Raw genomic sequence first — 11208 nt, forward strand, 5'->3', positions numbered from 1 at the left:
TTTTCTGGAGCTCTCCGATGTCTGTATCCCTCGCCGCTTCGGCTGCGTTGCGCCCGCGCACCATCTCGTCCCCATCGTCGGGGCCGACCCGCCTGCGGGTTCCCGACCTCCTGCACGCCACCGACCGGGCCGCCGACGACGTGCTGAGCGGACGTTGCGACCACCTGCTGCCGCCGGGCGGAATGCCCCAGTCGCGGCGCTGGTTCACCCGCATCCACGGTGACGAGGAGCTGGACGTCTGGCTGATCAGCTGGGTTCGCGGTCATCACACCGAACTGCACGACCACGGTGGGTCCCTCGGTGCGCTGACGGTGCTGTCCGGGTCGCTCAACGAATTCCGTTGGGACGGCCGCGCGCTGCGGCGTCGCCGGCTCGACGCGGGCGATCAGGCCGGGTTCCCGCTGGGCTGGGTGCACGACGTGGTGTGGGCGCCGCGGCCCGTGACCGTTCCGGTCTCGGGTCTGGCGGGCACCGACGCGGGGCTGGCGCCCCCTTCGCTCAGCGTGCATGCCTACTCGCCGCCGCTGACCGCGATGTCCTACTACGAGGTCACCGGCCGAAATCGGTTGCGCCGCCAGCGCACCGAACTGACCGACCAACCGGAAGGACCGTGATGAGCCGCATCGACGTCGTGTTGAGGTCCGCCCGGCGCCGTTACCGTCGCCTTCCCGCCGCCGAAGTGCCCGACGCGGTGCGGCGCGGGGCGGTGCTCGTCGACATCCGGCCGCAGGCCCAGCGCTTCCGCGAGGGGGAGATCGCGGGCGCGCTGGTGATCGAACGCAACGTCTTGGAGTGGCGCTGCGATCCGACCAGCGAGGCCAAGCTGCCCGAGGCCGTCAGCGACGACGTCGAATGGGTGATCGTGTGCTCGGAGGGCTACACCTCCAGCCTCGCGGCCGCCGCGCTGCTGGACATCGGCCTGCACCGTGCCACCGACGTCATCGGCGGCTATCACGCGCTCGCGGGTGCCGGTGTGCTCCAACAGCTTTCCGCTGCCGGCTCGCTCGGCGGCGGAGTGCTCGCCGACTCGGGCAAGCCTGGTCGCCGCTGGCTCTAGCTACCCGGTCGACGTCGCATCCGAATGAAGAAGTGGCCGTAGCTTGTTGGTCTTTTCCGGCGTCCAACCCGGTGGTGACAGCACGGCGGCCCAGCCGTCGGCGGCGTCGGCGACGTAGTGGTGGCCGTGGCCCTCGGGAACGTCGACCGCCACGGCCATGTCCGCCGTGACTTGCAGGAACGTCACCACCGGGATCCAGCGTGTGTCGGGCAGCACGTCGTAGCCCCGCCGCTCCCGCAGCCAGTCCGGTTGGCTGAACAGCAGGTCGGGGGACCACCACGCGATCGGATCTGAGGCGTGCTGCAGATAGACCACCCGCGGGCGGTCCCACGTGGAGTTCGGGCGTCCCAAATTTGTTGGGCGAGCGACGAACCGGACGTTCTTGCCGTCGTTGTAGATTGGCAACCACTGCGGGGAACCGGCGTCGCGCGTCGACGTCAGGTCGGTCCAGATGGTGTTCTGAAATGTCGGTCCGCTGAACAACGCGCCGTCGGTGCGGGCGAGCACGTTGTTGAGGCTCATGAACGGAGCTTCGCCGCCAAACGATCCCAAACTCTCGCCGAACACGACGAGCTTCGGGCGTTGCGCTTCGGGCATCTGGCGGATCAGCCGGTCGACGGCCTCGAACAGCGCCTGCCCGGCGTGGCGGGCGTTCTCTTTGTCCACCAGGAAGGACAGCCAGCTCGGTAGGAACGAATACTGCATGCTGACGATCGCGGTGTTGCCGTTGTACATGTACTCGAGCGAGTCGGCTTCCGCCTCGTTGATCCAGCCGGTGCCCGTGGTGGTCGCGACCGCGACGAGGGCGCGTCGCAGCCCTCCGGTGCGCTGCAGCTCGCGCGCCGCGAGCTCGGCGGTCGCCGTGATGCCGTCCGCGGAGTTCAGCCCGGCGTAGGCCCGGATCGGTTCGGTTGCCGGAGCGCCGTTGAAGGCGGTCAGCTGGTCAACTCTCGGGCCGGCTTCCACGAAGATGCGGCCTTGGTGTCCAAGGGATTCCCACGACACCAGTGACTCGGGACCGCCGGACCGCAGCGGGGTCTTCGGCGGCGCGGTGTCGGGACTCATCTCGTTGTTCGCCGAGGCGAAGGTGTTGTTCATGGTGCGCATGGCGGACTTGAGCACGACACCGTTGAGCACGGTGATGGTGAGCGCGAGCAGCCCGATGATCACGATGGTCACCGAAAGGCGAAACGGCGCAACGCGATCCAGTTGTTCCACCAGAAAACGGACCAGCCACCGGATGAACTGACCGATCTCGACCAAGGTGAACAGCACGACCAGCGACAGGCCCGCGGCCACGGGGTAGTCGTACCACTTCAGGTGCTGCACGCCCATCAGGTCGCGCACGCGGTCTTGCCAGACGTGGAACCGGATCGCCATCGCCACCATGCCGGCCGCGCCGACCGGGATCAGCACCATCCATGCCCAGCGCGGGGCGGGCGGGCTGTACTTCTTGGTACGCATGAAACGGACCAACCATACGCCGAAGACCCCGAAACCGTAGCCGATCGCGCCGGAGATGCCGCTGACCAGCCCCTGGAACAGCGCGCCGCGGGGCAGCAGTGACGGCGTCATCGAGAACCAGATGAAGATGAGGCCGACCGTGGTGCCCATAAACGTGTAATGGCGTACCCACCAAGGATTTTCGGTTGGCCGCGGCTCGCGAGTTGGCGGGCCGGTCTCCGCGCGCGCGGCTTCCTCGGCGACGGCCGTCTGGTTGCCGGCGGTGTCGGCGTTGGTCGCTGTACCCGGCTCGCTCATCGCAGCCTACCGGTGGGTGAAGTTGGGAGGGCGCTTCTCGATGAACGCCGCCATGCCTTCGGACTGGTCCTCCGTCGCGAAGGTAGAGTGGAAGAGGCGACGCTCGTAGAGAAGCCCTTCGGACAGCGTGGATTCGAACGCGCGGTTGACGGCCTCCTTGGCCATCCGGGCCGCCGAACGGGACATCTGGGAGATGGTGGTGGCGACGGCCTTGGCCTCGGCGAGCAGATCATCGGCCGGCACCACACGCGAAACCAGGCCGCTGCGTTCGGCTTCGGTGGCGTCGATGGTGCGCCCGGTGAGGATGAGGTCCATGGCCTTGGCCTTGCCGATGGCGCGGGTGAGGCGCTGGGAGCCGCCCATCCCGGGCAGCACACCCAGTTTGATCTCCGGCTGGCCGAACTTCGCTGTGTCGGCGGCGATCAGCACATCGCACATCATGGCCAGCTCGCAGCCGCCGCCGAGCACGTGCCCGGCCACCGCGGCGATGGTCGGGGTGCGCACGGCGGCGAGTTTGGCCCAGGGGGCGAAGAAGTCGGCGTCGAAAGCGTCCGCGTACGTGAGAGCGGCCATCTCTTTGATGTCGGCGCCGGCGGCGAACGCCTTGGCCGAACCAGTGATGATGATCGCTCCGATGCCGGAATCGTTATCGAAATCCTTTGCCGCCATGGTTACTTCGTTCATCACCTGGGTGTTGAGCGCGTTGAGCGCTTTCGGCCGGTTCAGGGTGATGGTGCCGACGCGCTCCTCGCGCTCGACCAAAATGGTTTCAAAGTCTGTCATCCAAATCGCCTTTCTAGAAACTCAAGTCGTCGTCAACCGGGGCGAAATACCCCTCGACGTCGGCCGCGGTCACCGCGGCCAGCGTCGCGGGCGACCACTTCGGCTTGCGATCTTTGTCGATCAGCTGTGCTCGGATGCCCTCGACCAGGTCGTGTGAGCGCAGCGATGCCGACGACACCCGATAATCCTGGACGAGAACGTCTTTCACCGTCTCGAGTTTGGCGGCACGCCGGACGGCTTCGAAGGTCACCGACAACGAGATCGGCGAGCGGGTGCCGATCAGGTCGGCGGCGTCTTGGGCCGGGCCGGTGTCATGCCCGCGCAAATTGGCGACGATGTCCTCGACCGTGTCGCCGGCGTAGCATTCGTCGATCCAACCGTGTTGTGCGGCAAGCACGCTCGGTGGGGGCTCAATGGCATGCTCGGCGAGCGCGTTCTGGACGCCGTCGGTGACGATCGCGCGGGTGAACGCCTCGAGATCGTCGTGCGGCACGTAGTGGTCGGCGAATCCCATGACGATCGCGTCGGCCCCGGAGAAAGGAGCTCCGGTCAGGGCGGCGTGCAGACCCAGCCCACCGGGTGCTCGGGACAGCAGGAACGTCCCACCGACATCGGGAATGAAGCCGATGCCGACCTCGGGCATCGCGATCTTGGACGTGTCGGTCACCACGCGGGCGTTCGCGTGGGCGCTGACGCCGACGCCGCCGCCCATCACGATGCCGTCCATCAGCGCCACGTATGGCTTGGGGAAGTCGGCGACCTGGGCGTTGAGCAGATATTCGTCGCGCCAGAACCGCCGCGCCTCGACCCCGTCCTTGCGCGCACTGTGATAGATGGAGACCACGTCGCCGCCGGCGCACAACCCGCGCTCGCCGGCACCGGAGAGCACCACCGCGGATACCGCGTCGTCGCGCGCCCAGTCGGTCAGTATGGCGCGCAGCGCCTCCACCATGTCCTGATTCAGCGAGTTGATCGCCTTGGGGCGGTTGAGCGTGATCAGACCGACGGTGCCGTCGACGCGGGTCAGAACCTCATCGAATTCGTCGGTCACGCCCTGGCCTCCCATCGCCGGTCCACCCACGACGAAAAATCTAGATCGTGACGACCGACGCGATACCCGCGGGTAAGGGTTATCTTTAACGCGACGACAGCAACTGCGTCAGTTTGATGGCTCCAGGCGCCGGAAAATGCCCAGCTCGACCGGGAACCCGGACGGAACGCTGATCGTTGAGATTGTGTTCGCACAGCTCGAAGCCAATAGAGAGGATCCGACGGTGCGGGAGACAAGCAACCCGGTATTTCGTTCGCTGCCCAAGCAGCGGGGCGGATACGCGCAATTCGGCACAGGCGCGGCCCCGATGCAGGGCTATGGAGCCGACCCCTACGCGGCCCCATATCAAGCTCCCTACCAGGAGACGAGGGCTTCGCGTCCGCTGACCATCGACGACGTTGTCACCAAGACCGGCATCACGCTGGCCGTGTTGGCGGTGTCCGCCGTGGTCTCGTACTTCCTGGTGGAGTCCAACCTCTCGCTGGCGATGCCGCTGACCCTGGTCGGCGCGCTCGGCGGCCTGGGACTGGTGCTGGTCGCGACATTCGGCCGCAAGCAGGACAGCCCGGCCATCGTGCTCAGCTACGCCGTCCTCGAGGGGCTCTTCCTGGGCGCCATCTCGTTCGTCTTCGCCAATTTCGCGGTCTCGAACGCCAACGCCGGCGTGCTGATCGGGGAGGCCGTCATGGGCACCTTCGGTGTCTTCTTCGGCATGTTGGTGGTGTACCAGACCGGCGCGATCCGGGTCACCCCCAAGTTCACCCGGATGCTCGTCGCCGCGATGTTCGGCGTGCTGGCCCTGATGCTCGGCAACTTCGTGCTCGCGATGTTCCACGTCGGCGGCGGTACCGGCCTGGGGCTGCGCAGCGGCGGTCCGCTGGCGATCATCTTCTCGCTGGTCTGCATCGGTATCGCGGCGTTCAGCTTCCTGATCGACTTCGACGCGGCCGACCAGATGGTGCGCGCTGGGGCGCCGGAGAAGGCGGCCTGGGGTATCGCCCTCGGCCTTACCGTGACCCTGGTCTGGCTCTACATCGAGATCCTGCGCCTGCTCAGCTATCTGCAGAACGACTAGTTCTCGTCAACGAAAAGACCGGCACGCCGATTGGCGTGCCGGTCTTTTCGCGTGTGCTTGGCGTCGAGTGTGCGCTGGCGGCGAGCCCGCTCGGCGTGTCGCCGCCGTGGCCGCACAGTCGACGGCCGGCTCGGACGGTCGGCCTAGCTCAGCCGCTCGATGATCATCGCCATACCCTGCCCACCGCCGACACACATGGTCTCCAGCCCGAACGTCTTGTCGTGCGTCTGCAGGTTGTTGAGCAACGTGGTCGCAATGCGCGCGCCGGTCATGCCGAATGGGTGGCCCAGCGCGATCGCCCCGCCGGACACGTTCAGCTTGTCCTCGTCCATGCCCAGCTCGCGTGCCGAACCCAGCACCTGGACCGCGAAGGCCTCGTTGATCTCGTAGAGGTCGATGTCGTTGATCGACATCCCCGCCCGCGCCAGCGCCTTCTTGGACGCCTCGATCGGGCCCAGGCCCATGATCTCGGGCGAGAGGCCGCTGACGCCGGTGGACACGATGCGCGCCAGCGGCGTCAGGCCGAGCTCCTTGGCTTTGGTGTCGCTGGTGATTACCAGCGCGGCGGCGCCGTCGTTCAGCGGGCAGGCGTTGCCCGCGGTCACGGTGCCGTTGGGCCGGAAAACCGGCTTGAGCTCGGACACCTTTTCGTAGGTGGTGCCGGGACGGGGGCCGTCGTCGGTGCTGACGGTGGTGCCGTCGGGCAGGGTGACGGGGGAGATCTCACGCTCGAAGAACCCGCTCTTGATCGCCTCCTCGGCCCGGTTCTGGCTGCGCACGCCCCAGCGGTCCTGGTCTTCGCGGCTGATGCCGGTCAGGATGGCCACGTTCTCGGCGGTCTGTCCCATCGCGATGTAGACGTCGGGCAGGTTGCCGTCGGCGCGGGGGTCGTGCCACTCGTCGGCGCCGGCGGCCGCGGCCTGCGAACGCTCCTGCGCGTCGTCGAACAGCGGGTTCTTGGTGTCGGGCCACGAGTCGGAGTTGCCCTTGCCGAACCGGGACACGGTCTCCACGCCCGCGGAGATGAAGGCGTCACCCTCGCCGGCCTTGATGGCGTGGAACGCCATCCGGGTGGTCTGCAGCGAGGACGAGCAGTACCGGTTCACGGTGGTCCCGGGCAGGAAGTCGAAGCCGAGCTCGACGGCGACCACGCGCGCCATGTTGAAGCCGGACTCGCCGCCCGGCAGGCCGCAGCCCAGGATGAGGTCGTCGATCTGGTGCGGGTTGAGCGCGGGCACCTTGTCCAGCGCGGCCCGCACCATCTGGGTGGCCAGGTCGTCGGGTCGCATGGAGACCAGCGACCCCTTCATCGCGCGGCCGATCGGCGAGCGAGCAGTTGAGACAATTACGGCTTCAGGCATGACGGTTCCCTTCAATCCCTTCCGGATTTCGACGAGCTCGCTACATAAACCGGGTGGTTGCTCCACGCCGACGGGCTGGCACAAATCTAGTCGCTGGCGATCCGTGGGCACGAAGACGGGGCGGGTCCCGGCACCGGGCGCCGCCACAGCCGCGACATCACGCTGATTCGGGTGTGGCGCTGACCGAGCACCGGTGTGGTCATCGATGCCGCCAACTCCAGCGGCGGGAGATCGACCTCCTCGCCCAACGCTTCGCACAGCGCGCGCAGCAGCGCGTCGGCGGCGATCGCGTAAGCCGGGGCGGACGGGTGGTAGCCGTCCGGGGAGAACATCACGTGGGGCGTGGAGCGGAATTGCGGGGTCAGCAGCTGCGCCAGGGGCACCGGCGTTCCGCCGGCGGCCCGAACCGATGTGGCTTGGGCGCGCGCCAGTTGCAAACAACGCTCGTGTGCCAGGGACCGAAGCGGTTGGGGGATAGCGGTGATCACCCCCAGGTCCGGGCAGGTGCCGGCGATGACCACCGCACCGCGGGCGCGCAACTTGCGGACGCTCATTCCGAGCCGCTGCGCCGACTGGCTGATGCCATTGAGGGCCGTCACGTCGTTGGCGCCGACCATGATCACCGCCGCATCCGGCGGCTTGCCGGCCACGAACATCGCGTCGACCTGGCCGGACAGGCCCTTCGACGTGGCGCCGACGATTGCCTTGGTGCTCAACCGGATTCGCTTGCCGGTCTGCTCGGCCAGGCCGCGCGCGATCCGCACTCCCGGCACTTCCTCGGCGCTCTCGCACCCGTAGCCGGCGGCCGTCGAGTCGCCGAAGATCATCAGGCTCAGATCGAACGGCACGCCGCGGTGCCACCGCTCCACCGGCCCGCCGCCGTGGGTGTACACGCCGTCGGCGCGCGGCGGGATGTCCCACGACTTGGGGATGACGGTGCGCGCGTGCGTCGCCTGGCCGGCCAGCAGGTTGCGCGCCCCCAGATAGGCAGTTCCTGTCGAGGCGAGAGCGCCCGCTGTGGCCAAGGCGATTGCCGAACGACGGGGCACCCGCATGGTCACGCCACCAGTTTAGTTCGGCTTGCATGTTTGCGGGGTCGGCTGATCAACAATGTGATCACGGTGCGAATCAAATGAGGTAACAAATCAGACTCTTTAAATGTTCTCTTAAGAATCGCCTGTCAAGCTAAGTTCGCGGGGTTGGCTGAGTGCCTTGAGCAAACGGCTGAACCGGGCGCTCAGCCGCCTCGTCACATGCTGTATCGCACTACAACGGCGTAGGAAGTGTTGAGCATGAGCGCACCCGGCAAGGTATCCGGCTCGCCCCGGATTGCCCTTCGTCCCCACGACGTCCTCGCGGCTCGCAGGGCCAACAGGCCGCGCAAGTTCGCGATGAGCGATGGCACCCCCGTCGAGGTCCTCGAATCCGGGCCCAGCGTTGCTGCGCGGCTGGCCAACCTGACGTCGCGGGTGACGATCCGGCCGGTTCTGTCCGTCGGCAGCCATGTCCCCAACTTCCCCTGGCCCTGGGGCCTCATCGATCTCGCGGCCCGGGTGGTGCTCCCGGTGACGGCCACCGTCCGCGAGACGGTGAAGTTGCCCAACGCGTCGGCGCAGCTGGTGCGCGCCCCGGGCGTGCTGCCCGCGGACGGCACCCGGCGGGTGGTCGTCTATTTCCACGGTGGGGCGTTCTTGACGTGCGGGGCGAACTCGCACGGTCGGCTGGTCGAAGCGCTGTCGCAGTTTGCTGACGCGCCGATTCTGGTGGTCAATTACCGGCTGTTGCCCAAGCATTCGATCGGAATGGCGCTCGATGACTGCCATGACGGCTACCAATGGCTGCGGCTGCGTGGATACCAGCCGGATCAGATCGTGCTGGCCGGCGACTCCGCGGGTGGATACCTCGCGCTCTCGTTGGCGCAACGCCTCCAGGAGGAGGGCGACGAGCCGGCTGCGCTGGTAATGATCTCGCCGCTGCTGCAGCTGGCAAAGGAATACAAGCAGGCGCATCCCAACATCAACACCGACGCGATGTTCTCCGCCCGGGCGTTCGACGCGCTCGCCGAGTTGGTTGCCAGCGCGGCCGAAAAGCACAAAGTCGGGGGGCGGCCCGAGGAGATCTACGAACCGGTGGAGCACATCAAGCCGGACCTGCCGCGGACGCTCATCCACGTGTCGGGATCCGAGGTGTTGCTGCACGACGCGCGGCTGGCGGCGAGCCGGTTGGCCGCGGTCGGTGTGCCGGCCGAGGTGCGGGTGTGGCCCGGCCAGATTCACGACTTCCAGCTGGCCTCGCCCATGGTCCCGGAAGCGGTTCGCTCGCTGCGGCAGATCGGCGACTATATCCGCGAGGCCACCGGTTAGCGCGAGCCCCGCTGGGAACCAACTCCGAAGCCGTCGTGCACCCCGCGAACCTGCCTGAGACGATGAACGCATGCGGATCGCCCAGCACATCAGTGAGCTCATCGGCGGTACGCCGCTAGTCCGCCTGAATTCCGTCGTTCCCGACGGCGCCGGCACTGTGGCGGCCAAGGTCGAGTACCTCAACCCCGGGGGCAGCTCGAAAGACCGGATCGCGGTGCGGATGATCGATGCCGCCGAAGCGAGCGGCCTACTGAAGCCCGGCGGCACCATCGTCGAACCCACCTCAGGCAACACCGGCGTCGGCCTGGCGCTGGTGGCACAGCAGCGCGGGTATAAGTGCGTGTTCGTCTGCCCCGACAAGGTGGGCGAGGACAAGCGCAACGTGCTGCTCGCGTACGGCGCGGAGGTGGTCGTCTGCCCGACGGCCGTGCCGCCCGAGCACCCCGACAGCTACTACAGCGTCTCCGACCGGCTGACCCGGGAGATCGAGGGCGCCTGGAAGCCCGACCAGTATGCGAACCCCGAGGGCCCGGCCAGTCACTACGCCACCACCGGCCCGGAGGTCTGGGCCGACACCGACGGTAAGGTCACCCACTTCGTCGCCGGCATCGGAACCGGAGGCACGATCACCGGCGCGGGCCGCTACCTCAAAGAGGTGTCCGGCGGGAAGGTGCGCATCATCGGCGCCGATCCCGAGGGTTCGGTGTACTCCGGCGGCAGCGGCCGTCCCTATCTGGTCGAGGGCGTCGGCGAGGACTTCTGGCCGGACGCTTACGACCGCACGGTCCCCGACGAGATCATCGCGGTGTCCGACTCCGACTCGTTCAACATGACCAGGCGGCTGGCCCGCGAGGAGGCGATGCTGGTCGGGGGGTCGTGCGGGATGGCGGTGGTGGCCGCGCTGAAGGTCGCCGAGGAGGCCGGACCCGACGCGCTCGTCGTGGTGTTGCTGCCCGACGGCGGGCGCGGCTACATGGCCAAGATCTTCAACGACGCCTGGATGTCGTCGTACGGGTTCCTGCGCAGCCGCCTCGACGGTTCCACCGAGGAGGCCACGGTGGGCGATGTGCTGCGCGGCAAGTCCGGCGCCCTACCCGACCTGGTGCACACGCATCCGTCCGAGACCGTGCGCGACGCCATCGGCATCCTGCGCGAGTACGAGGTGTCCCAGATGCCCGTGGTCGGCGCCGAGCCGCCGGTGATGGCGGGCGAGGTGGCCGGCAGCGTCTCCGAGCGTGAACTGCTCTCGGCCGTCTTCGAGGGCCGGGCCAAATTGGCCGACGCCGTCTCGATGCACATGAGCCCGCCGCTGCCGATGATCGGCGCGGGGGAGTTGGTCAGCGCGGCCGGCAAGGCGCTGCGCGACTGGGATGCGTTGATGGTGGTCGAGGAGGGCAAACCGGTCGGTGTGATCACCCGCTATGACCTGCTCGGCTTCCTCTCGGACGGGCCGCGCCGGCGCTAGCGGGGCCGCCTTTCGGCTGCGACGCGCTTCTCGCCCGGCCGCTGCGCGCTCAGGTACTGTAATGCGGCCTGGCTCAGCTGGTCCGCAGTGGAAGGGGTGCCCATGACCGATCAACCGCCGTCCGGCGACGCTTATCCGCCACCTCCGCCGCCGCCTGGGTCACCGGGTGGGCAGGCCATTCCGCCCCCGCCCCCGCCCCGCGGCTCCTACCCGCCGCCCCCGCCGTCCTCCCGAGGGTACGCGCCGCCGCCAACCGGACCGGCGATCCGCACGTTTCCGACGGAGTCCTACA

Annotated in this window: 10 protein-coding genes and 1 pseudogene; 6 read left to right on the plus strand and 5 right to left on the minus strand. The window is 67.9% G+C overall.

All coding sequences use genetic code 11. The annotated features are described in order from the left end of the window. Nucleotides 1-17: 17 nt before the first annotated feature. Together A5678_RS16180 and A5678_RS16185 are read left to right on the plus strand one after the other, a co-directional pair. Complete coding sequence (locus A5678_RS16180) at nucleotides 18-614, plus strand: cysteine dioxygenase (RefSeq protein WP_068044087.1); 597 nt, start codon at nucleotides 18-20, stop codon at nucleotides 612-614. Next, nucleotides 614-1057: a rhodanese-like domain-containing protein gene (locus tag A5678_RS16185; protein ID WP_068044089.1), complete on the plus strand. Its 444-nt coding sequence runs from the start codon at nucleotides 614-616 to the stop codon at nucleotides 1055-1057. Before A5678_RS16180 ends, A5678_RS16185 begins: the two co-directional genes overlap by 1 nt. Here the strand turns inward: A5678_RS16185 and A5678_RS16190 are convergent, their stop codons facing one another. From A5678_RS16190 to A5678_RS16200, 3 genes are read right to left on the minus strand one after another with little or no spacing between them, the layout of a single operon-like run. Further along, nucleotides 1058-2818: an alpha/beta-hydrolase family protein gene (locus A5678_RS16190; RefSeq protein ID WP_068044090.1), complete on the minus strand. Its 1761-nt coding sequence runs from the start codon at nucleotides 2816-2818 to the stop codon at nucleotides 1058-1060. 6 nt (nucleotides 2819-2824) lie between these two features. Further along, nucleotides 2825-3601: an enoyl-CoA hydratase gene (locus A5678_RS16195; protein WP_068044094.1), complete on the minus strand. Its 777-nt coding sequence runs from the start codon at nucleotides 3599-3601 to the stop codon at nucleotides 2825-2827. Nucleotides 3602-3614: 13 nt separating this feature from the next. Next, nucleotides 3615-4652 (minus strand): enoyl-CoA hydratase/isomerase family protein, encoded by a 1038-nt coding sequence (locus A5678_RS16200; protein WP_068044105.1) that lies wholly within the window; start codon nucleotides 4650-4652, stop codon nucleotides 3615-3617. Nucleotides 4653-4875: 223 nt separating this feature from the next. On the opposite strand from A5678_RS16200, the gene A5678_RS16205 reads away from it, so the two are divergent. Beyond that, entirely contained in the window at nucleotides 4876-5727 is an 852-nt protein-coding gene (locus A5678_RS16205) for a Bax inhibitor-1/YccA family protein (RefSeq protein ID WP_068044107.1), read from the plus strand. A gap of 143 nt (nucleotides 5728-5870) precedes the next feature. On the opposite strand, the gene A5678_RS16210 is transcribed toward A5678_RS16205, so the two are convergent. Together A5678_RS16210 and A5678_RS16215 are read right to left on the minus strand one after the other, a co-directional pair. Further along, nucleotides 5871-7088, minus strand: coding sequence for an acetyl-CoA C-acetyltransferase (locus tag A5678_RS16210; RefSeq protein WP_068044109.1), 1218 nt, complete (start codon nucleotides 7086-7088; stop codon nucleotides 5871-5873). Between the two features lie 86 nt (nucleotides 7089-7174). Then, nucleotides 7175-8137 carry an SGNH/GDSL hydrolase family protein gene (locus A5678_RS16215; protein WP_156746934.1) on the minus strand — a complete coding sequence of 321 codons (963 nt, stop codon included), beginning with the start codon at nucleotides 8135-8137 and terminating at the stop codon, nucleotides 7175-7177. Between the two features lie 243 nt (nucleotides 8138-8380). On the opposite strand from A5678_RS16215, the gene A5678_RS16220 reads away from it, so the two are divergent. The 3 genes and pseudogenes from A5678_RS16220 to A5678_RS26590 form a co-directional block, all read left to right on the plus strand. Then, complete coding sequence (locus A5678_RS16220; RefSeq protein ID WP_068044097.1) at nucleotides 8381-9451, plus strand: alpha/beta hydrolase fold domain-containing protein; 1071 nt, start codon at nucleotides 8381-8383, stop codon at nucleotides 9449-9451. Between the two features lie 70 nt (nucleotides 9452-9521). Further along, entirely contained in the window at nucleotides 9522-10916 is a 1395-nt protein-coding gene (locus tag A5678_RS16225) for a cystathionine beta-synthase (RefSeq protein WP_068044100.1), read from the plus strand. Nucleotides 10917-11018: 102 nt separating this feature from the next. Then, nucleotides 11019-11208, plus strand: a pseudogene (locus A5678_RS26590) (RDD family protein); the annotation flags it as partial.

This window comes from Mycobacterium sp. E2733 (genome assembly GCF_001667585.1).
GTDB lineage: Bacteria > Actinomycetota > Actinomycetes > Mycobacteriales > Mycobacteriaceae > Mycobacterium.

Excerpts from the sequence above, each read along its gene's own strand:
- A5678_RS16180 (WP_068044087.1), top strand. The coding sequence starts at position 18 with ATGTCTGTATCCCTCGCCGCTTCGGCTGCGTTGCGCCCGCGCACCATC.
- A5678_RS16185 (WP_068044089.1), top strand. The coding sequence starts at position 614 with ATGAGCCGCATCGACGTCGTGTTGAGGTCCGCCCGGCGCCGTTACCGT.
- A5678_RS16190 (WP_068044090.1), bottom strand. The coding sequence starts at position 2,818 with ATGAGCGAGCCGGGTACAGCGACCAACGCCGACACCGCCGGCAACCAG.
- A5678_RS16195 (WP_068044094.1), bottom strand. The coding sequence starts at position 3,601 with ATGACAGACTTTGAAACCATTTTGGTCGAGCGCGAGGAGCGCGTCGGC.
- A5678_RS16210 (WP_068044109.1), bottom strand. The coding sequence starts at position 7,088 with ATGCCTGAAGCCGTAATTGTCTCAACTGCTCGCTCGCCGATCGGCCGC.
- A5678_RS16220 (WP_068044097.1), top strand. The coding sequence starts at position 8,381 with ATGAGCGCACCCGGCAAGGTATCCGGCTCGCCCCGGATTGCCCTTCGT.
- A5678_RS16225 (WP_068044100.1), top strand. The coding sequence starts at position 9,522 with ATGCGGATCGCCCAGCACATCAGTGAGCTCATCGGCGGTACGCCGCTA.